Source organism: Streptomyces sp. NPDC004752 (assembly GCF_053601275.1).
In genome coordinates this window covers 1-24,596 of record NZ_JBSGBN010000007.1, presented here as the reverse complement: position 1 = coordinate 24,596, position 24,596 = coordinate 1, and the positions used below count along the sequence as shown (strand labels likewise).

Annotated in this window: 17 protein-coding genes and 1 pseudogene; 4 read left to right on the top strand and 14 right to left on the bottom strand. The window is 72.0% G+C overall.

The window, feature by feature from the left end; genetic code table 11:
* Positions 1-43: 43 nt before the first annotated feature.
* The gene (locus tag ACWEKM_RS04880) at positions 44-1,327 is read right to left on the bottom strand and encodes an aspartate aminotransferase family protein (protein ID WP_451619728.1); all 1,284 of its coding nucleotides are present in this window, start codon (positions 1,325-1,327) and stop codon (positions 44-46) included.
* Positions 1,324-2,166, bottom strand: coding sequence for a nitrilase-related carbon-nitrogen hydrolase (locus ACWEKM_RS04875; RefSeq protein WP_451619727.1), 843 nt, complete (start codon positions 2,164-2,166; stop codon positions 1,324-1,326). The genes ACWEKM_RS04880 and ACWEKM_RS04875 overlap by 4 nt, the downstream gene beginning before the upstream one ends.
* 823 nt (positions 2,167-2,989) lie before the next feature.
* Between ACWEKM_RS04875 and ACWEKM_RS04870 the strand changes: the two are divergent.
* A pseudogene (locus ACWEKM_RS04870) lies at positions 2,990-3,388 on the top strand (SDR family oxidoreductase); the annotation flags it as partial.
* A 176-nt stretch (positions 3,389-3,564) separates the two neighbouring features.
* On the opposite strand, the gene ACWEKM_RS04865 reads toward ACWEKM_RS04870, so the two are convergent.
* Positions 3,565-3,816 (bottom strand): helix-turn-helix domain-containing protein, encoded by a 252-nt coding sequence (locus tag ACWEKM_RS04865; protein WP_451619726.1) that lies wholly within the window; start codon positions 3,814-3,816, stop codon positions 3,565-3,567.
* A 32-nt stretch (positions 3,817-3,848) separates the two neighbouring features.
* On the opposite strand from ACWEKM_RS04865, the gene map reads away from it, so the two are divergent.
* Positions 3,849-4,616, top strand: coding sequence for a type I methionyl aminopeptidase (gene map / locus ACWEKM_RS04860; protein WP_451619725.1), 768 nt, complete (start codon positions 3,849-3,851; stop codon positions 4,614-4,616).
* 385 nt (positions 4,617-5,001) lie between these two features.
* On the top strand, positions 5,002-7,656 hold the full coding sequence (locus tag ACWEKM_RS04855; RefSeq protein ID WP_451619724.1) for an ATP-dependent Clp protease ATP-binding subunit: 2,655 nt from the start codon (positions 5,002-5,004) through the stop codon (positions 7,654-7,656).
* A gap of 94 nt (positions 7,657-7,750) precedes the next feature.
* On the opposite strand, the gene ggt is transcribed toward ACWEKM_RS04855, so the two are convergent.
* Entirely contained in the window at positions 7,751-9,550 is a 1,800-nt protein-coding gene (gene ggt / locus ACWEKM_RS04850; RefSeq protein WP_451619723.1) for a gamma-glutamyltransferase, read from the bottom strand.
* Between the two features lie 105 nt (positions 9,551-9,655).
* Here ggt and ACWEKM_RS04845 point away from each other — a divergent pair, with 105 nt between their 5' ends.
* Positions 9,656-10,411 carry a hypothetical protein gene (locus ACWEKM_RS04845; RefSeq protein ID WP_451619722.1) on the top strand — a complete coding sequence of 252 codons (756 nt, stop codon included), beginning with the start codon at positions 9,656-9,658 and terminating at the stop codon, positions 10,409-10,411.
* Positions 10,412-10,682: 271 nt separating this feature from the next.
* Here ACWEKM_RS04845 and ACWEKM_RS04840 read toward each other — a convergent pair whose 3' ends face one another.
* From ACWEKM_RS04840 to ACWEKM_RS04795, 10 genes are all read right to left on the bottom strand, one after another.
* Positions 10,683-11,561 carry an amino acid ABC transporter permease gene (locus ACWEKM_RS04840; RefSeq protein ID WP_451619721.1) on the bottom strand — a complete coding sequence of 293 codons (879 nt, stop codon included), beginning with the start codon at positions 11,559-11,561 and terminating at the stop codon, positions 10,683-10,685.
* Positions 11,558-12,202 (bottom strand): amino acid ABC transporter permease, encoded by a 645-nt coding sequence (locus ACWEKM_RS04835; protein ID WP_451619720.1) that lies wholly within the window; start codon positions 12,200-12,202, stop codon positions 11,558-11,560. The genes ACWEKM_RS04840 and ACWEKM_RS04835 overlap by 4 nt, the downstream gene beginning before the upstream one ends.
* A gap of 11 nt (positions 12,203-12,213) precedes the next feature.
* Complete coding sequence (locus ACWEKM_RS04830) at positions 12,214-13,152, bottom strand: glutamate ABC transporter substrate-binding protein (RefSeq protein WP_451619719.1); 939 nt, start codon at positions 13,150-13,152, stop codon at positions 12,214-12,216.
* 18 nt (positions 13,153-13,170) lie between these two features.
* Positions 13,171-13,527 carry an ATP-binding cassette domain-containing protein gene (locus tag ACWEKM_RS04825; protein WP_451619718.1) on the bottom strand — a complete coding sequence of 119 codons (357 nt, stop codon included), beginning with the start codon at positions 13,525-13,527 and terminating at the stop codon, positions 13,171-13,173.
* Between the two features lie 112 nt (positions 13,528-13,639).
* Positions 13,640-14,059, bottom strand: coding sequence for a DUF6278 family protein (locus ACWEKM_RS04820; protein WP_451619717.1), 420 nt, complete (start codon positions 14,057-14,059; stop codon positions 13,640-13,642).
* A gap of 58 nt (positions 14,060-14,117) precedes the next feature.
* A complete protein-coding gene (locus tag ACWEKM_RS04815; RefSeq protein WP_451619716.1) occupies positions 14,118-14,897 on the bottom strand; it encodes an exodeoxyribonuclease III in 780 nt (259 codons plus the stop codon).
* A 65-nt stretch (positions 14,898-14,962) separates the two neighbouring features.
* On the bottom strand, positions 14,963-15,598 hold the full coding sequence (locus tag ACWEKM_RS04810) for an MBL fold metallo-hydrolase (protein ID WP_451619715.1): 636 nt from the start codon (positions 15,596-15,598) through the stop codon (positions 14,963-14,965).
* A 34-nt stretch (positions 15,599-15,632) separates the two neighbouring features.
* Complete coding sequence (gene pcaDC, locus ACWEKM_RS04805; protein ID WP_451619714.1) at positions 15,633-16,928, bottom strand: bifunctional 3-oxoadipate enol-lactonase/4-carboxymuconolactone decarboxylase PcaDC; 1,296 nt, start codon at positions 16,926-16,928, stop codon at positions 15,633-15,635.
* 283 nt (positions 16,929-17,211) lie between these two features.
* Positions 17,212-23,763 carry a thioester reductase domain-containing protein gene (locus tag ACWEKM_RS04800; protein WP_451619713.1) on the bottom strand — a complete coding sequence of 2,184 codons (6,552 nt, stop codon included), beginning with the start codon at positions 23,761-23,763 and terminating at the stop codon, positions 17,212-17,214.
* Between the two features lie 61 nt (positions 23,764-23,824).
* Positions 23,825-24,596 (bottom strand): phosphopantetheine-binding protein (locus ACWEKM_RS04795; RefSeq protein ID WP_451619712.1); only part of this gene is annotated, 772 nt, incomplete at its 5' end.

Sequence of the window (24,596 nt, the reverse complement as noted above, 5' to 3'; positions counted from 1 at the left end):
GCCGAGTCGTGCTGCCCGTGCCCGGCCGCCGCCGGGCGCGGTGCTACCGGGCGCTCCCGAGGGCGTGTTCGAGGATGGCGGCGCCCTCCTCGGCCTCCGCGACGGTCAGCGACAACGGCGGCGCGATGCGCAGCGCGCTGGTGTTGTGGCCGCCGCCCTTGCCGATCAGCAGCCCGCCCTCGCGGGCCGCCTCCAGGACGGCGGAGGCCGCCTGCGGGTCGGCCTCGTCGGTGCCCGGCCGCACCAGCTCGACGCCGATCATCAGCCCGCGACCGCGCACCTCGCGCACGCCGGGCAGCTGCGCGGCGACGACCCGCAGCCGTTCGATGAGCAGCCCGCCGACCCGCCGGGCGTTGCCCTGGAGATCGTGTTCCAGCAGGTAGGTGAGGTTGGCCAGGCCGGCCGCCATGGTGACCTGGGTGCCGCCGAACGTCGAAATGCTGTTGGCGTCCAGGCAGTTCATGATCTCGGCGCGGGCCACGACGCCGCCGATGGACATGCCGTTGCCGATGCCCTTGGCGAAGGTGACGATGTCGGGCGGACCGCTGCGGGAGTGTGCCTGCCAGCCCCAGAAGTGTTCCCCGGTGCGGCCCCAGCCGGTCTGCACCTCATCGGCGATCCACAGGATGCCGTGCTCCTGGAGGACGTCGCGGAAGGCCGCGTACAGGCCGTCGGGCGGCGAGGTGAAGCCGCCGACGCCCTGGATGGGCTCGGCGATCAGGGCGGCGGGCGGGCGGGTATGACCGAGGAGGTCCTTCAGGTCCTCGACGCAGGCGGCGATGAACTCGGCGTCGTTCAGGCGGGCGTAGGGACCGCGGGTGCGGACGCCGCCGTGCACGTACAGGGTCTGCAACGGGGACAAGGAGGTCGGGGACCAGCCGCGGTTGCCGGTGATGCCGACCGCGCTGAAGGAACGGCCGTGGTAGCTGTTGCGCATCGCCAGGACCGTGTTGCTGCGCCGGTGGGCGGTCGCCAGCAGCAGGGCGGTGTCGTTGGCCTCGGTGCCGGAGGCGGTGAAGAACACCCTGGCGTCCGGGATCTGCGACAACTGGGCGATCCGCTCCGCGAGTTCGACCATCGGCCGGTTGAGGTAGAGGGTCGAGGAGTGGATGATCCGCCCGGCCTGTTCGCTGACCGCCTTCGTCACCTCGGGCAGCGCGTGGGCGGTCATCGTGGTGAGGATGCCGCCGAAGAAGTCCAGGTACCGGTTGCCGTACGCGTCCCAGACGTGGCGTCCCTCGCCGTGGGTGATCTCCAGGGGGTCCTCGTAGTAGAGGGCCAGCCAGTCGGGCAGGACGTTGCGATGGCGGGCGAAGAGGTCGTTCACGGCTGCACCAGACCTTCGTAGGCGTCGGGGCGGCGGTCGCGGTAGAACGCCCACTGCCGCCGCACCTCTTCGATGAGGTCGAGGTCGAGATCGCGGACGAGGAGTTCCTCGTCCTTGTCGCCGGCGACCTCGCCGACGAACTGTCCGCGCGGGTCGACGAAGTAGCTCGTCCCGTAGAAGTCGTTGTCCCCGTACTTCTCCTGCCCGACCCGGTTGATGGCGGCGATGAAGTACTCGTTGGCGACCGCTGCCGCGGGCTGCTCCAGCTGCCACAGATGGGCGGACAGGCCGCGCGAGGTGGCCGACGGGTTGTATACCAACTGGGCTCCGCCCAAGCCCAGTTGGCGCCATCCCTCGGGGAAGTGCCGGTCGTAGCAGATATAGACGCCGACCTTGCCGACGGCGGTGTCGAAGACGGGCCAGCCGGCGTTTCCCGGCCTGAAGTAGTACTTCTCCCAGAAGCCCTCGACCTGCGGGATGTGGTGCTTGCGGTACTTGCCGAGGTAGCCGCCGTCGGCGTCGATCACGGCCGCGGTGTTGTAGTAGAAGCCCGACCGCTCGATCTCGAAGACGGGCACGACGATCACCATGCCGGTCTCCCGGGCCAGCTCCCGCATCCGACGCACGGTCGGCCCGTCCGGCACCGGCTCGGCCCAGCGGTAGTGCTCCGGCTCCTGGACCTGGCAGAAGTAGGGGGCGTTGAAGACCTCCTGGAAGCCGATGATCCGGGCTCCCCGGCGGGCCGCCTCGCGGGCGTGCTCCTCGTGTTTCGCCACCATGGACTCGGTGTCGCCGGTCCAGGTGGCCTGGACCAGAGCGGCGCGTACGACGTTGGCCATGAGCTGCTCCTTCGACGGGACGTCAGAGCCTCTACGCCCGTAGACGCAGGTGGTGGGTGGACGCGGGCGGCGGTAGAGGGACGAACGTAAGCCTCGGCGACGGGCTTGCCAAGACCATCGTCGTGAACCCGCGGAGTCGATCATGTTTCACACTCCAGTGGGTGAGCGCCCGGGCCGGTCAGGCGGCGGATCCGGCCGCCCGCAGGGTGTGCACCGGTCCCAGTGTCGCTCCTGCGGGGCGCTTCGCGTGGCCTCCACCGACGGCGGCGGAGGCGCCGCAGATCGGCGGCGCGGCGGGTCGGCGGCGGCGCGGCGGGCCGCCCCTCGGGGTGCGGACACGGGCATAAGCGGCGAGCCCCGACCGCCCCCCCCCCCCCACCCCGCGGGCGCGTCCCTCGGCCGCCGACCCGAGCACCGCCGTGCCGATCTCCTTGCCGTACCGATCTCCCCGCCGTGCCGATCTTCTCGGCGGGCCGTACGACGCCCTGGCGCAGGACCTGCTCCCCGTCCGCGTCGCCGTGCCCATCGCCGTCCCCATCGCCGGTGCGCCCCGCCGCGACGAGCGCGTCGGCCGCGGCGACCAGGCGGTCGGCCGGCACGGAGACGGCCTCCCACAGCAGGGGCTCAGTCGGCATGAAGCCCGGTGCGGCGCAGTTCGGCAGCGGGCAGTGGGAGCCGGGTGGGGGCCACCGCGCGGCCTCGACCAGCAGGGCGTGCGCCTCGCCGGTGCGGCCCTGGCGGCGCAGCCGTACCCGTGTCCGGACGGCGCCCGCGACGGCCGGTGCCGCCTCGACGGCCGCGAACTCCACCCGCGGTTCGGGCGGTCGTACCGGTCAGCCGGGTCGGCTGCTTCTCCGGTATCAGGACAATCGCGCCCGTGCTGTCAGGAAGGTCGCGCCCGCGCTGGAGGACGGGGGCACCATCGTGAGCACCGCGTCCTGCACGGCGGTGACCGGGATGGCTGCGGTGGGCGCGTACGCCGCCACCCAGCACGCGATCCTCGGGCTCACCCGGGTGGCCGCGCTGGAGTCGGCGCACCGGCGGATCCGGGTCGACGCGGTGTGCCCCGGGGCGATCGACACGGCGATGTCCGACCCGGCGCGGCTGGATCCGACGGCCGACGCGCAGGAGACGGGCCGGGCGCTGGACGCCGTACCGCACGCTGGTGCCGCTGGGACGGATCGGCCGACCGGAGGAGGAGCCCCGGCTGGTGCTGTTCCTCGGCGGCCCCGGTGAACCGGGCCCCGCGCGGGGTGCGGCGCCCGGCGGGGCCGCCGCGGGCAGGTCCGGCCCTGACGGCGGCACGGGGGCGGACCCGGCGTCGTCACGAGCGCCAGACCCGTTGAACGCCTGCGCCTTGCGGTGACCGTTCCCGTTCGGGCGGCGCGGCCGCTCGGCTCACACCTCGACCGGTGCGCAGCGCTCCGCCAGTTCGTCCATCGACAGGCCGAGCGCGCGGGCGAGCGCGGCGACGGTGAAGAAGGCCGGGGTCGGCGCTCGCCCGGTCTCGATCTTGCGGAGTGTCTCTGCGGAGATGCCCGCGTCGGCGGCGACCTCCGTCATGCTCCGATCGCCGCGCTGCTCGCGCAGCAGCCGCCCGAGCCGCTCGCCGCGCTCGCGCTCTTCCGGGGTAAGGGGGGTGCGCACCATGCGACCATTCTAATACCGGTATAGTAATTGGCATGGTGGAGCTGAAGACGGATACATCGATCGACGCGATGCACGCGGCGGGCCAGGTCGTCGGGCGGGCGCTGACGGCCGTACGGGAGGCCGCGCGCGTCGGCGTCACGCTGCTGGAACTGGACGAGGTGGCACACGAGGTGCTGCGCGAGGCGGGCGCCCGCTCCCCCTTCCTGGGCTATCGCCCCACCTTCGCGGCCACCCCCTTCCCCGCGGTGATCTGCGCCTCCGTCAACGACGCGATCGTGCACGGCATCCCCCGCCGCTACCGGCTGCGCGACGGCGACCTGGTCTCCATCGACTGCGGCGCCGAACTGGCGGGCTGGGTAGGCGACTCCGCGATCAGTTTCACCGTGGGCCGGCCCCGGCCCGCCGATGTCCGCCTGATCGAGACCGCCGAGCGGGCCCTGGCGGCGGGCATCGCGGCGGCCGTCGTCGGCAACCGCATCGGCGACATCGCCCACGCGATCGGCACGGTGTGCCGCACTGCCGGTTACGGAATCATGGAGGACTTCGGCGGGCACGGCGTGGGCCGCCGTATGCACGAGGACCCCGCCGTACCGAACGAGGGGCGCCCGGGGCGAGGGCTTCCCCTGCGGCACGGCATGGTCCTGGCGATCGAGCCCATGCTGATCAGCGGGGGCGGCGACAGCTATCACACGGCCCCCGACGGCTGGACCCTGTGCACGAACGACGGCTCGCGCGCGGCCCACGTGGAGCACACGGTGGCCATCACCGCATCGGGGCCCCGCATCCTCACGGAACGCTAGCCGCCCGCCGAGCCGGACCTCCGCCGCGCGGCCGCGTTCCCGGCCGGCTCCCGGTCAGTTCCCGGTCGATGTCCGGTCGATGTCCGGTCGGTTCCCGGCTTCCCGGCTCGGGAGGCCGGGATTCCCGCGCCGGGGTGCTGCCGTCGCCCCGGACCCCAGGCCGTGCGCACGACCCGGGCCTTGGAGATCGTCACCCCGGACGTTCGGCGCGGACCGACGGCGGACGGCCGCCCCGCGGTGAACGCGATCTCCGACCGGCGGGCGGGGCAGCAGCCCCGGAGGGCAGGACGGGCGGGGTCGACTGGACATGCCTCGCCTCGGCGAACGTGCCATCGTGGTGTAGGCCACCCGTACGACCGTACGACCCTTTGGTGAACGGAACGCCATGACCAGCGGCTTCACGGGGCCGGAAGGACAGGGCCCGGACCCCTTCGGTGAATTCCTCTCCCGCTTCTTCGGCGGCGGCCCGCATCCCGGCCCCCGCCCGGTGGACATCGGCCGGCTGCTCAGCCAACCGGCAAGGGAGCTGGTGAAAGGCGCCGCCCAGTACGCCGCCGAGCACGGCAGCCGCGATCTTGACACCCAGCACCTGCTGCGCGCGGCCCTCGCCACCGAACCCACCCGGAGCCTGCTCAGCCGGGCCGGCACCGACCCCGACTCGCTCGCGACGGAGATCGACCAGCGCACCGGTCCGCTCCAGCATCCGCCGGGCGAGGCGCCGCCGCCGACCTCGCTCTCCCTCACCCCCGCGGTCAAGCGGGCGCTGCTGGACGCGCACGACATGGCCCGGTCGAGCGGTGCCGGATACATCGGCCCGGAGCATGTGCTCGGCGCGCTCGCCGCGAATCCGGACTCGGCCGCCGGGCACATCCTGAGCGCGGCCCGGTTCGCGGCCGCCGGGATGCCCCCGGACGCCCCCGAGGCGCCGCCGCGCACCGGCACCGAACGGCAGCGGCCCCCGGCCACCCCGACGTTGGACAAGTACGGCCGTGACCTGACCGACCTGGCCCGCCAGGGCCGCGTCGACCCCGTCATCGGGCGGGACGACGAGATCGAGCAGACCATCGAGGTGCTCTCCCGGCGCGGCAAGAACAACCCGGTGCTGATCGGCGACGCCGGTGTCGGCAAGACGGCGATCGTGGAGGGACTGGCGCAGCGGATCACCGACGGGGACGTGCCCGACGTCCTCATCGGGCGCCGGGTCGTCACCCTGGACCTGACCGGCGTGGTCGCGGGCACCCGCTTCCGCGGGGACTTCGAGGAGCGGCTGAACACCATCGTCACCGAGATCCGCGCGCACTCCGACCGGCTGATCGTCTTCCTCGACGAGCTGCACACCGTCGTGGGCACGGGTTCCGGCGGCGAGGGCGGCGCGCTGGACGCGGGCAACATCCTCAAGCCCGCGCTGGCCCGGGGCGAACTGCACGTCGTGGGCGCGACCACGCTGGAGGAGTACCGCAGGATCGAGAAGGACGCGGCGCTGGCCCGCCGGTTCCAGCCGATCCTGGTGCCCGAGCCGACCGTCCCGGACACCGTCGAGATCCTGCGCGGGCTGCGCGACCGCTACGAGGCCCACCACCAGGTCCGCTACACCGACGAGGCGCTGGTCGCCGCCGTGGAGCTGTCCGACCGCTATCTCACCGACCGGCGGCTGCCGGACAAGGCGATCGACCTGATCGACCAGGCCGGCGCCCGGGTGCGGCTCGGCGCCCGGACCAAGGGCACGGACGTACGCGCCATGGAACGCGAGGTCGAGCAGCTGGTGCGGGACAAGGACCAGGCGGTCGCGGACGAGCGGTACGAGCAGGCCACACAGCTGCGCGACCGGATCTCCGCGGTGAAGGGGCGGATCTTTGAGACCACCGGCGACGACAAGGCCGACGAGGGGCAGGACCTGGAGGTGACGGCGGAGGCCATCGCCGAGGTGGTGTCCCGGCTCACCCACATCCCGGTCAGCAGGCTGACCCAGGAGGAGAAGGAGCGGCTGCTCGGCCTGGCGGAGCAGCTGCACCAGCGGGTGATCGGCCAGGACGAGGCGGTCGCCGTGGTCGCCGAGGCCGTGCTGCGCTCCCGCGCCGGGCTCGCCAGCCCGGACCGGCCGATCGGCAGCTTTCTGTTCCTCGGCCCGACCGGGGTCGGCAAGACGGAGCTGGCCCGGGCGCTCGCGGAGGTCCTGTTCGGCAGCGAGGACCGGATGGTGCGACTGGACATGAGCGAGTACCAGGAGCGGCACACCGTCTCCCGGCTGGTGGGTGCGCCGCCCGGGTACGTCGGCCATGAGGAGGCCGGTCAGCTCACCGAGGTGGTGCGCCGGCACCCGTACTCGCTGCTGCTGCTCGACGAGGTGGAGAAGGCGCACCCGGACGTCTTCAACATCCTGCTCCAGGTCCTGGACGACGGGCGGTTGACCGATGCGCAGGGCCGCACGGTGGACTTCACCAACACGGTCATCGTGATGACGAGCAACCTGGGATCCGAGGTGATCGGCCGGCGCGGCGCGGGCATCGGGTTCGGCGCGGGTGGTGCGGAGGCGGACGAGGAGGCCCGGCGGGAACAGATCCTGCGTCCGCTGCGCGAGCACTTCCGGCCCGAGTTCCTCAACCGCATCGACGAGATCGTGGTGTTCCGCCGACTCACCGCCGAGCAACTACGGCAGATCACCGACCTGTTGCTGGAACGCACCCGGCGGCTGCTGGACGTGCAGGGGGTGACCGTGGACTTCACCGACGCGGCCGTCGGCTGGCTCGCGGAGCGCGGTCACCAGCCCGAGTACGGCGCCCGCCCGCTGCGCCGCACCATCCAGCGCGAGGTCGACAACCGCATCTCCCGCCTCCTCCTGGACGGCCGCCTCCCGGAAGGCAGCCGCGTCACGGTGGACGCCCCCGACGACCAGCTGACCTTCCGGACACAACCGCCGCCACGGCCCACCGCGGATCCGGTGGGCGGCACGGCGCCCGCGTCGGCCTCCGGCCAGGACGCCCGGCCCGGGCCACCGACCGGCGCGGACGCCTCACCACGACCGCCCACTCCCGACACCTGACCGGCCCGGCCCCTTCCCCGCGCCCGGCCACGCCCCGGGAGGGGCGTCACCGGAGCCGGACGTCCGGTCGCCCCGGTCGCCCCGGTCTCCCCGATCACCGGGTCGGGTCGACCACCATGGCCGAGCCACCGCCCCTGCGTACCGTCTCCGCCGCGGCCAGCCACTTGCCGCCCGGGAGGCGTTGGACGCCCGTTGCCGCGCCGATCTCGGGGTTGCGCGAGAAGGCGTGCCCGATGGCTTCGAGCCCGGTGCGCAGGTTGCTGTCGTAGAGGCCGGGTTCGAGTTCGGTCCTGGCCGCGTTGCGCTGGCTGGCGCGGGGCGCGGCGATCGCGTCGACCAGCGGCAGCCGGCGGTCGAGGAACTCGGTCAGGGTCTGCAGCACGGTCGTGATGATGGTCGCGCCGCCGGGCGACCCGAGCGCCACCACCGGCCTGCCGTGTCGGTCGAGCACGATCGTCGGCGAGATCGACGACCGCGGGCGCTTGCCGGGACCGGGCAGGTTCGGGTCGTGCACGGCCGGACTGGCCGGGGCGAAGGAGAAGTCCGTCAGCTCGTTGTTCAGGATGAATCCCCGGCCGGGCACGGTGATCGCGCTGCCGCCGGTCTGCTCGATGGTGAGCGTGTAGGAGACGACGTTGCCCCACTTGTCGGCGACCGTGAGATGGGTGGTGTTCTCGCCCTCGTACGTCGTCGGGGCTGCCGTGCCCCCCGTGGCGCAGGCCGCCGGGTGGCGCGGGTCACCGGGCGCGACCGGGCTGGTCAGCACCGCGTCGTCCTTGATCAGGCAGGCGCGCGAGTCGGCGTACGACGGTGACAGCAACTGCTGCGTCGGCACGTCCTCGAAGGCGGGGTCGCCGACCCAGCGCCCACGGTCCGCGAACGCGATCCGGCTCGCCTCGATGAAGCGGTGCAGGTACTGCGTGTCGGTCGCCTTCGAAAGGTCGGTCTTCTCAAGGATGTTGAGGGCCTCGCCGACCGTGGTGCCACCCGAGGAGGAGGGCGCGCTGGAGTAGACGTCGAGCCCGCGGTACGACGTCTTCGTGGGTGCCTGCGGTTTGGCGCGGTAGGCGGCGAGGTCCTTGACGGACAGTCGGCCGGGACGCGCGTTCCAGCCCGAACCGGGGGCCACCGGCGGGTTGTTGACGGTGGAGACGATGTCCTTGCCGAGGCCGCCGCGGTAGATCGCGCCGACGCCCTTGCGGCCCAACTCCTCGTAGGTGCGGGCCAGATCGGGGTTCTTGAAGGTGGAGCCCACGACCGGCAGCTGCCCGTTCGGCAGGAACAGCGCGGCGGTGTCCGGGAAGTAGCGGAACCGGGTCTCGTTGGACGCCGTCTGCGAGCGGAAGGTGTCGTCGACGGTGAAGCCGTCGCGGGCGAGCCGCTCGGCGGGCCGCAGCACCGTGCCCAGCTTCCGGCTGCCCCAGGCGTTCAGGGCCGTCTGCCAGGTGGCGGGCGTGCCCGGCGTGCCGACGCTCAGTCCGCTGCTGACGGCGTCGGCGAAGGCGAGGGGTTTGCCGTTCTCCACGAACAGGTCGGAGTCGGCACTGAGCGGCGCGGTCTCCCGGCCGTCGATGGTGTGCACGGCATGGGATTTGGCGTCGTAGTAGACGAAGTAGCCGCCCCCGCCGACGCCGGAGGAGTACGGCTCGGTGACCCCCAGGGCGGCGGCCGTGGCGACGGCGGCGTCGACCGCGTTGCCGCCCTTCTTCAGGACCTCGATGCCGGCGGCCGAGGCGTCCGCGTCGACGCTGGCTACGGCGCCGCCGTAGCCGACGGCCACGGGGACCTTCGGCGGGGCGGTGGTCGTGGCGCCGGGCGGCGCTGCCGCCCCCACGGACACGACGGCGGCCGAGACCGCAAGGACCGACAGTTTCCGCGCGACAGGGCGACGCATCCGCACCTCCAGCGAGTGACCGTCCGCGCAGCTTAATGCAACGACATGTCCGCGTCAGGATCATGTCGAACACCGGTTTGCCTTCGCCCGCTAGCATGCGCGCCCATGAGTGACGACGTGCGCAACATCATCCTGGGCCTGGTGGCCACCGGCATCAGCGCCGGCATCGGCTGGCTGGCCCGCACCGCTGTGTGGAAGCGCAGGCTGAGACGCAAGCAGACGTTCTTCGGACTTCCGGAGAACGCGGAGGCGCTGCTCGTCGTCAACCGCGACCCGGCGGCCTCCGAGCCGGCCGTCCACCGGTTCGACGTCTTCGCGCTGCTGGAGCTGGCCGCGCTGATCAAGGACTGCGGCGCGCATCTGCAGATGGTGACCCAGGACGTCGTCCAGCAGGGCTTCGGCGAGCGCACCGAGTTCTGCGTGGGCGGTCCCGGATCGAACCGGCGCATGCTGGCCCACATGTCCGCGATGCTACCCGGGGTACGGGTGAACATCGACCCGGAGCCGGGTCCGGACCGCGGTGCCTTCCAGATCGGCGGCGAACGTTACCGTCTGGAGTCGGGCGTCACGGAATACGTCCTGCTGGCCCGGCTGACCGCCGGCGAGCGGCGCGAGGTCCGCCCGGTGTTCCTGTTCTGCGGCCAGCGCGCGATCACCAACCAGGCCGCGACCCGCTATCTCGCCCGCAACCACGAACGGCTGGCCCGCAAGCACGGTGGGAACCCGTTCGTGCTGCTGCTCAGGGTGGTCAACTCGCAGGCGTACGGCCCGGACGTGGTCGAACTGGTCGCCGATGTGACGCGGGCCGCGCAGGCACCGCTGCCGGCCTCGGAGACACCGCGCTCGCACCGGGCCGCCTAGATCCTGTCGTCACCCGTAGATCCTGTCGTCACCCGCGCGCCGTTCGCCCGGAGGGCGGGCCCTGCGGCGTCACGGGGTCCCTGCTGCTCGAAGAGCCCGGGGGAGCGTGCGGACCGGTCCGGCGGTCCAGTGCGGGCCGGGAACAACCCGTCCGGCGTGCAGCTGACCTTCTCCTCGTCGGCGGACGACCCGTGCTGCGGGTGCGCACCGCCGTGCGAGCAGTGATCTCCGGCTGCCGCCGGGCGGGCCTGGTCCCGTGAGCCGCTGCCCCCTACGGTTTCGGGGCGGTGGGGGGACCCCCACCGGGCAGCAGCGTCCCCGGTCCGGCCGCGGCGACGTCCACGGCCTCGGTCTTGGGACTGCGCTGCTCACGCCGGGACACCCAGCCGGCGAACCACGAGAGCAGCATGCACATCCCGATGTAGATCGGCGAGATCACCATCACCACGGGGATGAACGGCAAATCGTAGTCGAGGTTGGACGCGATCAGCTTCCCGGCATGGAGGAACTCCTCATAGGTGATGAGATATCCCAGCGAGGTGTCCTTCAGGGCCACCACCAACTGGCTGATGACGGCGGGCAGCATCGCCCGCACGGCCTGCGGCGCGAGTACGTACGACATGACCTGGGTCTTGCGCATGCCCAACGCGAACGCAGCTTCCCGCTGGCCGCGTTCGACGGCGTTCACCCCGGAGCGGAACACCTCGGCGAGCACGGAGCCGTTGTAGAGGGTGAGTCCGGCGACCAGCGCGGTCAGTGGCTGCGCCTTGAGCGCCACGAAGATGAAGAAGATCATCACCAGCACCGGCATCGCCCGGAAGAACTCGACGACGACCGTGGCCGGCAGGCGCACCGCCCGGTGGTCCGACAGCCGCCCGGCGGCCAACGCCCCGCCGAGCGCGAGCGACAGGACGGCCGCCAGCGCGAACGCCTTGAGGGTGTTGCCCAGTCCGCGCAGCAGCAGTTCCTGGATGCCCTGGTACTCGAAGGGCAGCCATTTCGCATGGGTGAACTGGCCGGTGGCGAACAGCAGGGACACGATCCAGCCGAGCAGGCAGAGGATCACGGCGACGGAGAGGACTGCCAAGGCGCGGTGGCGCTGTCTGGTCCGCGGCCCCGGGATGTCGTAGAGCGCGGTGGCCTGGCTCATCGGGCCACCCCCCACCTGCGCTCCAGCAGGTGGAACAGGCCGCTGATGGCGAGCGTGACGATCAGGTATCCGACGGCGATCCAGACGAAGGTCCAGACGATGCTGTAGCCGAGTTCGCTGAGCGTCTTGTACGTGCCGAGCAGTTCGGTGACGCTGAACGCGCCCGCGATCGCCGAGTTCTTGGCCAGTGCGATGAGGGTGGAGCCGACCGGCGGGATCACCGACCGGAATGCCTGCGGCAGCACCACCAGGCCGAGGGTCTGTCCGAAGGTCATGCCGAGGCTGCGGGCCGCCTCGCCCTGCCCCTTGGGCACGGTGTTGATGCCGGCGCGCAGCGCCTCGCAGATGAACGCGGACGTGTAGCAGCCGAGCGCGAGGACCGCGAACACCTGGAAGGGCAGCACGAGTCCGAAGCGGGGCAGGCCGAGCAGCACCGCGAAGAACAGCAGGGTCAGTGGGGTGTTGCGCAGGACGGTGACCCAGGCCGCGCCGATGGCGCGCAGCGCCGCGATGGGCGCGATACGGAAGGAGGCCATGACGAAGCCCAGGACGAGGGCCAGCACCGAGGCGTAGACGGTGAGTTCGAGGGTGCCGAGGAAGCCCTGGGCGTAGGTGGAGAAATTGTCTGTCAGTACGTTCAAGCCGTCCTCGCTCAGCTCGCCGGGTAGCGGTCGATCGCGGGCGGGCGGGGCGCCGGCACGCCGGACAGGCCCAGCGTCGCCTCGTACGCCTTCTGCCAGTCACCGTTCTTCTCACGTGCCTCCAACGCGTCGTCGAGTGCGCGGCGCAGGGCGTTGTCGCCGTGCGGGACGCCGATGCCGTACGGCTCCTCGGAGAAGGGCCTGCCGACGACCTTGAGTTCGTCGGGGGCCTTCGCCGCGTAGCCGATGAGGATCGCGTCGTCGGTGGTGACGGCGTCGACCTGGTAGGTGAGCAGGTTGTCGACGCACACCGAGTAGGTGTCGTAGGAGACCAGGACCGCCTTCGGGTAGTCGGCCCTGATGCGCTGGTAGGGGGTCGATCCGGCCGCCGAGCACACGCGTTTTCCGGCCAGGTCCTGGGGGCCGCGGATGTCCTTCTCGTCCTTGCGGACCAGCAGGGACTGGCCCGCCATGTAGTAGGGCCCGGCGAAGCCGACCAGCCGCTTGCGGTTGGCGTTGATGGTGTAGGTGCCGACGTAGAAATCGATCTGCCCGTTCTGCAGGGCGGTTTCGCGGTTGGCGGAGGCGATGGTCTTGAACTCGATCGACTCGGGCGGCAGGCCGAGCGAGGCCGACATCATCTTGGCGATCTCGATGTCGAAGCCGGCGTAGGTGCCGGTCGCCGGGTCCTTCTCACCGAGGTAGGGCTGGTCCTCCTTGACGCCGACGATGAAATAGCCGCGTTCCTTCGCCCGGGTCCAGGTCGGCGAGTCGGGCAGCCGGAAGTCCTCGGCCACCTGGTATTCGGGGAGCGACGAGGCCGCGGGGCCCTTGGTGGGCGGGCTGCCCTCCTTGCCGCAGGCGGTGGCGAGAACCCCGCCGAGTACAGCGAGCACGACGAGCGCGGTGCGCGCGGCACGCGCGAGGGGCACACGGGTGGTACGGAACATGGATCGCACTCCCCCGGCTCAGTGCTTGCGGATGCTGGGCAGCAAGCCCTTGGCGCGCTCGCCGGACGGGCGCCGCAACACCGTCCTGTGCGCGAAGAAGTCGAAGGACCGGACGACCGTGTCGGCTTCGGCGCGCAGCCGCGCCGGTGTCCTGCCCCCCGCGGGCAGCGGCCGGCCGCCCTGTTCGACCGTTCCCGAGCGGAGGTCCGCCAGCCGGTCGACCGTCCTGCACCATGTCGATTTCCCCGACCCCGACGGGCCGATGACGACCACCACCTCCCCCGCGGCGACGGTGCGGTCGATGTCCCGCAGGACAAGCAGCCCACCGCCGTACTCGTTGACGTCACGCAGCTCGATCAAGGGATCGACGGCCATACGCAGCCCTACTCACTCTCAGCCGTGTCGTGGGTGCGCAAACTATCCAGGCAAAGATGAACTTAACGCACGACACGCACTTTTCGGGCATTAGCCGTATTTACTGCGCCGGTCAGGCTTCTGCGACCTCCGCGTACAGCTGCGACAGCTCGGGAACGCCGTTCGCGGCCCACTCGTGACCGGCCTCGGCGACATCGAACTCGCGCCCCGACGCGAGCCGTACGACGGGCTGCCCGCCGGGCCGGAACTCCCAGTACGCGCCGGGCACGGTACGCACGATCACCGTACCCAGATACAGGCCCGCGTCATTGCCCAGCCAGGGCAGGATCTCCGCGTCGTCGCGCCAGCGCGGCAGCAGCTGGTCGAGTGCCTCCAGCGAGGTCACGGAGTCGTCCAGCCGGACGCCCTCCTGGGCCGCCTGGGAGCGCAGCAGATCGCACTCGGACAGCAACTCGGCGACGCCCTCGCGGTCGGCGGGCAGCACCGGGGCATCGCTCTTCTTGCGCCGGCCGCCCAGGAAGGGGATGTTCATGGGCCCAGCGTGTCACCGACCCGGGCCCACACACCACAGGGTGAGCACGGGTGTCGCCCTACACCTCCAGGTCCACCACCACCGGGGCGTGGTCCGAGGCGCCCTTGCCCTTGCGCTCCTCGCGGTCGACGTACGCGTCCTTGACCGCCTTGGCGAAGGGCTCGTTGCCGTAGACCAGGTCGATGCGCATGCCGCGGTTCTTGGGGAAGGCGAGCTGGCGGTAGTCCCAGTACGTGTAGGGGCGGTCGTACTTCAGGGGGCGCGGGACGACGTCCGACAGGCCCGTCTCGCGCAGCGCGGTCAGGGCCGCGCGCTCGGCCGGGGTGACATGGGTGAGGCCCTCGAAGGCGGCCACGTCGAAGACGTCGTCATCGGTCGGCGCCACGTTGTAGTCACCGAGGATCGCAAAGGGGCGGCCACCGGCCGCGTCGCCCGCGACGGCCGCCCGCAGCGCCTCGAACCACTTGAGCTTGTAGGCGTAGTGCGGGTGGTCGACCTCGCGGCCGTTGGGCACGTACACCGACCAGACACGGACCGGGCCGCAGGTCGCGGAGATCGCCCGGGGCTCCTGCACGCCCTCGTACCCGGGGTCGCCGGGCAGGCCCTCGACGACATCCGCCAGGCCGACCCGGGAGAGCACCGCCACGCCGTTCCACCGGCCGGTCGCGTGGACCGCCGCCTCGTAGCCCAGCTCGCGGAGCTGGTCCAGCGGGAACTGCTCCGCCGCGACCTTGGCCTCCTGCACGCACAGCACGTCGGTGCCACTGCTCTCCAGCCAGGCCAGCAACCTCGGCAGGCGGGCGGTGATCGAGTTCACGTTCCAGGTCGCGATGCGCATGCCCCACAACCTACCCGGCGGCACTGACAACGCCCGACCGCGCTCGGCTCGACGCCCGACAGCGCTCAGATCTCGGCGCTGGATCCCGGCGCGAGCCGCAGATGGTCCGAGCCGCCCAGGGCACCGATCTGCCGGTCGTAGATCGGCCGGGCGAGCTCGGTGAGCAGGGCGTCGTGGATGTCGTAGGCGCGCTGCGGCTCGACCTCGCGGACATAGTCGATGACCTCGGAGATCTTGTTCCAGGGGGCCATCACCGGGAGCATCAGCGTCTCGACGGGCCGGTCGGGGACGGTGAGCGCATCGCCGGGGTGGAAGAGCCTGCCGCCGTCGATCAGATAGCCGACGTTGGTGATCCGCGGGATGTCCGGGTGGATCACGGCGTGCAGCTCGCCATGGACCTCGACGTCGAAGCCCGCCGCGGTGAACGTGTCGCCGTGGCCGACGGTGTGGACACGGCCCGGGAAGGCCGCGGCGATCTGGTCCGCGACCGACTTCAGGGTCCAGATCCCGGCCGCCGGGTTCGCCTCCATGGCGGCCCGCAGCCGCCCCTCGTCGAAGTGGTCCGGGTGCTCGTGCGTGATCAGGATCGCGTCCGCGCCGACGGCGGCGTCGGGCTCGCTGAAGCCGCCGGGATCGAGGACGAGCGTCCGCCCGTCCTTCTCCAGCCGGACACAGGAGTGGGACTTCTTCGTGAGCTTCATTCGATCCATCCTCCTCCCCGCCGGTACCGCGCGCTCACTCCGCGGGCGTGGTCTCCTCCCGCACGACCTGCTGGGCCACCCGGAACGCGCTGTTCGCAGCCGGCACACCGCAGTACACGGCCGTCTGCAGCAGCACTTCCTTGATCTCGTCGGGGGTGAGGCCGTTGCGCAGCGCCGCCCGGGTGTGGAAGGCCAGCTCCTCCAGGTGGCCGCCGGCGACAAGCGCGGTGAGCGTGACACAGCTGCGCGAGCGACGGTCGAGGCCGGGGCGGTCCCAGATCTCGCCCCACGCGTACCGGGTGATGAACTCCTGGAAGTCCCCGGAGAAGTCGTCGGACTGCGTCATCGCCCGGTCCACATGGGCGTCACCCAGCACCTCGCGGCGGATCTTGAGGCCCGTCTCGTAGGTGTCGGGCCGCCCCGTCGGCTGCGGGGGCGCCAGGGGCGGGGCTATCTCGGCGATGGGCGCGGCCTGTGGCGCGGCGGCGAGGACCGGCTTGGCGGGGGCCGCCACGATGGCCATCTGGCCGGTCCCCGAGTCGATCGCCGACTGCCAGGCGCTGGAAAAGTGCCGCACCAGCAGGTCGGTGACGGCCGCGGGCTGCTCCACGGGCACGAGGTGGGAGGCGCCGGGGACGACCGCGAGACGGGCGTCCGGTATCCCGGCGACCAGGGTGCGTGCCTCGGCCGGACCGGTGACCTGGTCCTCCGAGCCGACCAGGACGAGGGTGGGGACGCCGATGCGCCCCAGTTCGGGACGGACGTCGAAGCCGGCCAGCGCCTCGCAGGCGGCGATGTAGCAGCCCGGGTCGGTGGTGCGCACCATCTGCACGGCCCACTCGGTGATCGCGGGCTGCGCGGCGGCGAAACCGCCGGTGAACCAGCGGTCGGGCGAGGTGCGGGCGATCGGGTCGAGCCCGTTCGTGCGCACGACCACCCCACGCTGCCGGAACTCGTCGGCGGTGCCGAACCGGGGCGAGGTGGCGACCAGCGTGAGCGAGGCGAGCCGCTCCGGGTGGCGCAGGGCCAGTTCCATACCGATCGCGCCGCCGAGCGCGCAACCCGCGTAGCCGAAGCGCTGCACGCCGAGCGCGTCGAGCGTGGCGAGCAGCCGGGCGGACAGTTCGGCGACGGAGTCCGCCGGGTGGGCGGGCGCGCCGCCGTGCCCCGGCAGGTCGAACCGGAAGACACGCCACTGCCGGGCCAGTTCCGGAACCTGGCGGTCCCACATGTGCCAGGTGGTGCCCAGTGAGGGACCCAGGATCAGGACCGGGGCGTCCTCTGGCCCGTCGAAGCGGTATTGCAGGGTGTTCGGTGGTGTCTCGCTCACTCGTCAGACCCTCTCATCTCTCACGGGATCTCACATGGCCGCCCCCAACCTAACGGCTCTTGTCGCTCTCGCTACGACGGGCCCGGCACGGCCGAAAGCCTCGATTCGAGAGGATCCAGGTACGTGTCACCTGTGGTTGCTCCCCTTGGCTCGGGACTCACCTGAAAGCCTTCCGAGATCTCCCCAACCAGCACCTTGAACACCACACGGTGAACGAGTTGCGGAGCAGGGCAGTACGATCCGCCGCTACATCTGGCGCAACAAGCACACCGCCTACGAACGGCTACGCAGGGTCGTCAGCAGGGCCGACGTTGCCTGACGCGATACTGGCCGACCCGTCTGCCCGCGCTTGCTGCTTCGCCGGGAAGTACCCCTTCTCGGCGAAGAACTCGACGTGCTTGCCGAACAGTTCGCGGGTCGCCTCCGGACAGTGGATTCCGCTGCCCGCCAGTGCCTCGACCGTCTCGCGGTCGTCGATCGGCGGATAGAAGGCATCCGGAGCGGCGGCCATCACCTCGAACGCGTCGAAGAGTGGGATCACCGCGTTCTCCGGGTCGGCGGTCACGCGTTCACGCCAGCTGTCCCAGTCCATTTCGTCGAGCGTGTAGCCGTGCGCCCGCAGCTCCTCCACCATGGTGCCGAGCGTCAGTCCGGTGTGGCTGCACACATGGAACGTCCGGCCATCCCTCCCAGCCTGCCGGGAGATGTGCACAATCGCGGCGCTCGCGTAGTCGACCGGCATCAGACGGAAGCGCACCGGGATGTCACCCGGCACCGCCGCGGCCTGGAGCAGTCCCTTCAGGCTCAGCCACACGAAGTCGCGGGTCTGGCAGGCACCGCTCTCGTGATCCCCGGCGATCAGATCGACCCGGAAGACGGAGACGGGCAGTCCCCGCTCCCTGGCCAGCTCGATGATCTGCTCCGCCACCCACTTGCTCTGGGTATAGCCGGTCGGCAGGGTCTCGCCGGGGCCGCTCGGGTCGGTGACCTTGATGCCCGCGCCGCCGGTGTCCCGCCCGACGTACACGCCGAGGGTGGACACATAGTGCACGGGGACGGTGCGGTGGCGGGCGGCCAACCGGAGGATTTCCTCGGTGCCCGACACGTTGGCCGCCTTGACCGTCGCATACGGCTGGACCCAATTGACCATGGCCCCCGGGTGGTAGACCGCGTCGACCGCCCGGGCCAGCTCGTCGAAGCGCTCAGGAGCGAGTCCGAGGCCCGGCAGGCCGAGGTCGCCGACCACGACCGACAGCCGCTCGCTGTCGACCTGGTCCCAGATTCCGTACCACTGAAGGTTGGCCCGCAGCCGCGCCCGCGCCGCGCTCTCGTCGGCGTCGCGCACCAGGCAGTGCACGATCGCGTCCGTGGTGCGCATCAGATCGCGCAGGAGGTACGCGCCCAAGAACCCGGTGGCGCCGGTCAGGAAGACCTCCCTGGGGTTCTCGACGACGCGGTGCACCTCGGTGGCCGGGCGGATGTCGTCGGAGAGGCGTATCTCCGCGGCGAAGTCGACCGCGGGACGGTCGGCCGACCCGTCGTCGGCACTCGTCTCCCCCACCAGCTCTGCCCACAGGTACTCGGTGAGACCGGCCAGGGTGGGGTGGTCGAAGACGAGCGTGGTGGGCAGCCGCAACCCGGTCAGCGAGCCGAGTCGGTTGCGCAGTTCGACGGCGGTCAGCGAGTCGAAGCCCAGATCGGTGAAGGGGTGGCGCTCGCCGATGGTGTCCGGCGCCGGGTGGCCGAGCACCGCGCCCGCTTCCGCCCGCACGAGGCCGAGCACCCGGACACGCTGCTCCTCCTCCGGCAGGCCGTTGAGGTCGCGGGCCAGGGAACCGACGGGAACATCGCTGTTCCGGGCGGCGGGACGCGACGGTACGCGCACCAACGAACCGAGCACCGCGGGAACCTGCCGTGGCTGTTCGCGGAGCGCCTCGATGTTCAGCGGGGTGGCTACGGTGGTGGCCCGGTCGAGGTCCAGCGCGAGGTCCAGCATCGCCGGGCCGCGCTCGGAGGCGATGGGCGGATAGCCGGCGCGTGCGATGCGCTCCAGGTCGGCCGCCGACAGGTCACCCGTGGTGCCGGTCTGCGCCCACAGTCCCCAGGCGACGGAGGTCGCGGGCAGGCCGAGGCCGGCCCGGTACTCGGCGAGACCGTCGAGGAAGGTGTTCGCAGCGGCGTAACTGGACTGTCCGGCACCGCCGATGACGCCCGCGAGGGACGAGAACAGCACGAACGCGGACAGATCGAGGTCGCGGGTGAGTTCGTGCAGATGCCACGCCGCGTCGACCTTCGGCCGCAGCACTCCGTCCAGGCGCTCCGGGGTCATCGCGGTGATCAGCCCGTCGTCCAGGGTGCCCGCCGCGTGCACCACGCCGGTCAGCGGACGGTCCCGCGGAATCGCGGCCAGGACATGGGCGAGCGCGTCCCGGTCGGCGGCGTCGCAGGCGGCGACGGTGACCTCGGCGCCCAGCTCGGCCAGTTCGGCCGTGAGCTCGGCGGCACCCGGAGCGTCGGGGCCGCGGCGGCTGGTGAGCAGCAGGCGGGTCACGCCGTGCTCGACGACGAGATGGCGGGCGAACAGGCCGCCCAGGGTGCCGGTACCGCCGGTGATGAGCACGGTGCCCTGGGGATCCCAGGCCCCGGAGGGCGATCCCGTGACCGTCAGCGGCACCCGCCGCAGTCGTGGCAGCAGCACCCTGCCCGCGCGCAGGGCCAGTTGGGGCTCGCCGGAGGCGACGACCGCCGACAGGGTCTCGGGCGAGGGCTCGCCGTCGGTTCCTGTGGAGTCCACGAGCACGAACCGGCCCGGGTTCTCCGACTGCGCCGAGCGGATCTGGCCCCATACGGCCGCGGCGCCCAGGTCCCGTATGCCTTCGCCGGGGAGGGCGGCCACCGCTCCTCGGGTCAGCACGAGCAGCGGTTTATCGGCGAGCGAGTCGTCGGCGAGCCACGTCCGGACCAGGGAGAGCACGCGGTGGGTGGCCGCGTGGGCGACGGCGACGGGTTCGTCCGTGTCCCGCGACTCCAGGCGCACGAGGACGGCGTCGACGTCCCCGACCCGCGCCGCAGGGACCTCGTGGTCGCCCCATTCGGTGAAGCGGAGCGGTTCCTCGGGTCGCGCGAGCGCGATCGGGGTCCAGTCGGTGTGGAAGAGCGCGTCGTGGTCGCGGGCCCCGGCGCGTTCGAGTCGGTCGGCGGCCGCGGGTCCCAGGACGAGTGCGCCGACGGCGGCGACCGGCTGCCCGCTCAGGTCGGTGAGCAGCGCGGACAGGCTTCCGTCGGCCTGCCGGGTCAGCCGCGCGCGCAGCGCGGTCGCGCCGGTGGCGTACAGCTGGACGTCGCCCCAGGCGACGGCCGTGCGCGCGGACGGCTCCGCCGGGGCGTCAAACGCCGCGTCCGCGATCTGCGCGGCGTGGGTCAGCGCGTCGAGCAGGACGGGGTGCACGCCGAATCGGTCCGCGTCGCCCACGGACTGCTCGGGCAGCGCAAGCTCCGCATGGACGACGGACTCGTCGGCACGCCACAGCGCGGTCAGCGCCCGGAACCTCGGGCCGTATGCCAGGCCCGCCGCGGCGAGCCCGTCGTAGGCGCCCTCCAGGTCGATCGTGTCCGCTCCCGCCGACGGCCACTGTCCCGTCGTGAACGGGGCGCCTCGGCCGCGGACGCTCAGCCGACCCCGGGCGATCTCGGCCCACCGCACGTCGCCGTCCTCGGGGCGGGCGTGCACGGTGACCTCCCGGCCGCCCTCCTCGTCCGGTGCGCCCACCGCGACCTGGAGCTGCACACCGCCGTGCGCGGGTAGTACGAGCGGTGCGCCGACGCGGAGTTCGTCGACGGCCGTGCAGCCGAGTTCGTCACCGGCTCGCAGGGCGAGTTCCACCAGGGCGGACGACGGCAGGACGACCGCGCCCGCGACGGCGTGATCGGCCAGCCAGGGGTGCGTGTGCAGCGAGAGCCTGCTGGTGAACAGCGTCTGCTCGGTTCCGGCCGGGGCGAGGGCGGCGCCGAGCAGCGGATGCCCGGTCGCGCTCATGCCGAGACCGGTGGCGTCGAGTGTGTCGGAGCCGGACTCGTACCAGTACCGCTCGTGCTGGAAGGCGTACGTCGGCAGCTCCACGCGGCGAGCGCCGGTGCCCGCGAACAGCCGCGCCCAGTCGACGTTCCCGCCACGCACCTGATAGGCGCCCAGGGAGGCGAGGAAGCGGTCGATGCCGCCCTCGTCGCGGCGGAGGGTGCCGGTGATGACGGGGGCGTCCCCGAGGTTCTCCTGAAGGTGCGAGGTGAGCACCGGGTGGGGGCTGACCTCGACGAAGGTTCCGTGTCCCTGCTCGGCCAGGGCCCGGGCGGAGCGGGCGAACTCGACGGTCCCGCGCAGATTCGAGTACCAGTACTCGGCGTCCAGACGGTCGGCGTCCACCCAGTCGCACGTCACCGTCGAGAAGAAGGGTACGGTCCCCTGCTGTGGCCGTAGCGGCGCCAGCGCCTTGAGCAGCTCCTCCCGTACGGCCTCCACCTGCGCCGAGTGCGAGGCGAAGTCCGTCGGGAACCGCTTGGTCCGCGCGCCGTCGGCCTTGCACTGCGCGATGAGCTCCCCGAGCGCGTCGCGGTCTCCCGCGACCAGCACCGAACTGGGGCCGTTCTCCACCGCGATCGACAGCTTGTCGCCCCACTGCTCCAGGCGTGCGGCGACCTTCTCGCGCGGCAGCCCGACGGCGCCCATGCCGCCGGTGCCCTGGAGCTTGAGGGCGATGACGCTGCGCAGGGCGACCACCCGGGCGGCGTCGTCCAGCGACAGCGCTCCCGCGACGCACGCGGCCGCGACCTCGCCCTGCGAGTGTCCGACGACGGCCGCGGGTTCCACACCGTACGAACGCCACAGCTCGGCCAGCGAGACCATGACCGCGAACAGCGCGGGCTGCACCACGTCGAGCCGTTCCAGAGACGCCGCGTCCTCCGCGCCGCGCAGCACGTCCTCCAGCGACCAGTCGATATACGGCTCCAGCGCCTTGGCGCACTCGGCGATCCGCGCGGCGAACACGTCGGAGGTGTCCAGCAGTTCCCGGGCCATCTCGGGCCACTGGCTGCCCTGCCCGGGGAAGACGAACACCGTCTTGCCGCTCTCGCCGGCGATGCCGGTGACGACGTTGCCGGTCTCGGTCCCGTTCGCCAGCGCGTCCAGGCCGCTCAGGAGGTGCTCACGGTCCCGGCCGACGACCAGGGCGCGGTGCTCCATCGCCGTACGGGTGGTGGCGAGCGACAGCGCCACGTCGAGTGTGCCGGGGCCGGTGTCAGGGGCGGCGAAGGTGTGCAGTCGGCGGGCCTGCGCGCGCAGCGCGTCGGGTGTCTTGGCGGACAGCACCCACGGCACGGCGGTCGCGTGGGCGGCGGACGGGCCGGCGGCAGGCGCGTCGGCGACCGTCGGCGGCTCGGGCTCCGATGCGGGCTCGGGCTCCTCCTCGGGCGCCTGTTCGAGGATGACGTGCGCGTTGGTGCCGCTCGCCCCGAACGCCGAGACCGCGCCTCGGCGCGGCGCACCGGTCTCGGGCCACGGACGGGCCTCGCCGAGGAGTTCGATATCACCCGCCGACCAGTCGACGAAGGGTGTGGGCTCGTCGAGATGCAGCAGCTTCGGCAGCACGCCGTGGCGCATGGCCTGGATCATTTTGATCAGGCCGCCGACGCCCGAGGCCGCCTGCGCATGGCCGATGTTGGACTTGAAGGAGCCGACGAGCAGCGGTCGCCCTTCGGGCCTCGCCCTGCCGTACGTGGCCAGCAGCGCCTGGGCCTCGATGGGGTCGCCGAGCCGGGTGCCCGTGCCGTGCGCCTCGACCGCGTCCACGTCGGCCGCCGTCAGCTTGGCGCCGGCCAGCGCCTGGCGGATCACGCGCTCCTGCGAGGGACCGTTGGGCGCGGTCAGGCCGTTCGACGCGCCGTCCTGGTTGACGGCGCTCCCCCGGACGACGGCGAGTACCCGGTGACCGTTGTGCCGTGCGTCCGCGAGCTTCTCGACCACGAGGAGGCCGACGCCCTCGGACCAGCCGATGCCGTCGGCGGCGGCGGAGAACGGCTTGCACCGGCCGTCCTCGGCGAGTCCGCGCTGCCGGGAGCCGTCGATGTACCCGCCGGGATGCGCGGAGATGTACGAGGCGCCCGCGAGCGCCAGCGTCGACTCGCCCGACCGCAGCGACTGCACCGCCAGGTGCAGTGCGACCAGCGATGACGAGCAGGCCGTGTCGACCGACACCGAAGGGCCCTCGAGCCCGAGGGTGTACGAGATGCGGCCCGAGGCCATCGAGCTGAGCTTGCTGGTCATCTGGTAGCCCTCGAACTCCTCGGGACTGTCCAGGTCCAGATAGCTCTGCTCGACAAGACCCGCGAAGACGCCGGTCCTGGTCCCCTTGAGGGTCGTGGGGTCGATGCCGGCTTGTTCGAGGGCCTCCCACGCGGTTTCGAGCAACACCCGCTGCTGCGGGTCCATCGCGAGGGCCTCGCGCGGCGAGATCCCGAAGAAGGCGGCGTCGAACTGCGTCGCGCCGTCGAGGAAACCGCCCTGGCGGATGTAGATCTTCCCGGGTCGGGACGGATCAGGGTCGTAGAGGCTGTCCAGGTCCCAGCCACGGTCGGTGGGGAAGTCCGTGATCGCGTCGCCCTCGTCCATGACGAGCTGCCACAGTTCGTCCGGCGAGGTGACACCCGGGAATCGGCAGGCCATGCCGACGATCGCCACGGGCTCGTCCTGTCCCGCCTCCAGTTCGGCGACCCGTTGGCGCGTCTTCTGGAGATCCGCGGTCACCCACTTGAGGTAATCGACCAGCTTCTCTTCGTTCGGCATGTGGAACCCGCTTCTCCTTGGATGGCTGAGAGGTGGTGGACGCGTCCTGCCGCGGGGGCGGTCAGTTCGCGCCGCGGCCCAGCTCGCTGTCGATGAAGTCGAAGATCTCGTCGGCCGACGCCTCGGCGAGCCTGCTCGCCGAGGCGGGCGCCTGCTCGTCGGCCGTCCGGTCGGGGCCCAGCCTGGCCAGCAGCACCCGCAGACGTTCGGTGATCACGGTCCGGTCCAGACCGTCGGGATCGGCCGACGAGATCGCGGCCTCCAGTCCGTCCAGCTCGGCCAGGACCGACGTCGCGCCGGGCTGCTCGTCGGCCGCCGCCTGCGCGAGGACGAACTGTGTGAGCGCGGCCGGCGAGGGGTGGTCGAAGATCAGCGTCGCGGGCAGCGGAAGCCCGGTCCCCGCCTTCAGCCTGTTGCGCAGATCGACGGCGGTCAGCGAGTCGAAGCCCATGTCCTGGAAGGGCCGTTCCGCGCCCACGGAGGACGGATCCGTACGCCCCAGCGTGTTCGCCACCTGGGTACGCACCAGGTCGAGCACCAGCCTGTACCGCTCGTCGTCGTCGAGTCCGGCGAGACGTCGCACCAGCGGCTCCGCCCCCGCGCCGTGGTGGGTGGCGGCGCGCGCCGGGACCCTGGCGAGCGTCCGGAAGAGCGCCGGTGGGGAGCTGTGGGCGCGCATCGCCGACAGATTCACGGGGGTGGCGACCAGGACGGCCTCGGCGTGTGCGCCGTTCGCGGGTGCGCCGTTCGCGGGTGCGCCGTTCGCGGGTGCGCCGTTCGCGGGTGCGCCGTTCGCGGGTGCGCCGTTCGCGGGTGCGCCGTTCGCGGGTGCG

Bases quoted from the DNA above. Each gene is read 5' to 3' on its own strand.
- ACWEKM_RS04875 (WP_451619727.1), bottom strand. From the start codon at position 2,166: ATGGCCAACGTCGTACGCGCCGCTCTGGTCCAGGCCACCTGGACCGGC.
- ACWEKM_RS04820 (WP_451619717.1), bottom strand. From the start codon at position 14,059: ATGAACATCCCCTTCCTGGGCGGCCGGCGCAAGAAGAGCGATGCCCCG.
- ACWEKM_RS04815 (WP_451619716.1), bottom strand. From the start codon at position 14,897: ATGCGCATCGCGACCTGGAACGTGAACTCGATCACCGCCCGCCTGCCG.
- ACWEKM_RS04825 (WP_451619718.1), bottom strand. From the start codon at position 13,527: ATGGCCGTCGATCCCTTGATCGAGCTGCGTGACGTCAACGAGTACGGC.
- ACWEKM_RS04810 (WP_451619715.1), bottom strand. From the start codon at position 15,598: ATGAAGCTCACGAAGAAGTCCCACTCCTGTGTCCGGCTGGAGAAGGAC.
- map (WP_451619725.1), top strand. From the start codon at position 3,849: ATGGTGGAGCTGAAGACGGATACATCGATCGACGCGATGCACGCGGCG.
- ACWEKM_RS04855 (WP_451619724.1), top strand. From the start codon at position 5,002: ATGACCAGCGGCTTCACGGGGCCGGAAGGACAGGGCCCGGACCCCTTC.
- ACWEKM_RS04830 (WP_451619719.1), bottom strand. From the start codon at position 13,152: ATGTTCCGTACCACCCGTGTGCCCCTCGCGCGTGCCGCGCGCACCGCG.
- ACWEKM_RS04845 (WP_451619722.1), top strand. From the start codon at position 9,656: ATGAGTGACGACGTGCGCAACATCATCCTGGGCCTGGTGGCCACCGGC.
- ggt (WP_451619723.1), bottom strand. From the start codon at position 9,550: ATGCGTCGCCCTGTCGCGCGGAAACTGTCGGTCCTTGCGGTCTCGGCC.
- ACWEKM_RS04800 (WP_451619713.1), bottom strand. From the start codon at position 23,763: ATGCCGAACGAAGAGAAGCTGGTCGATTACCTCAAGTGGGTGACCGCG.
- ACWEKM_RS04865 (WP_451619726.1), bottom strand. From the start codon at position 3,816: ATGGTGCGCACCCCCCTTACCCCGGAAGAGCGCGAGCGCGGCGAGCGG.
- ACWEKM_RS04840 (WP_451619721.1), bottom strand. From the start codon at position 11,561: ATGAGCCAGGCCACCGCGCTCTACGACATCCCGGGGCCGCGGACCAGA.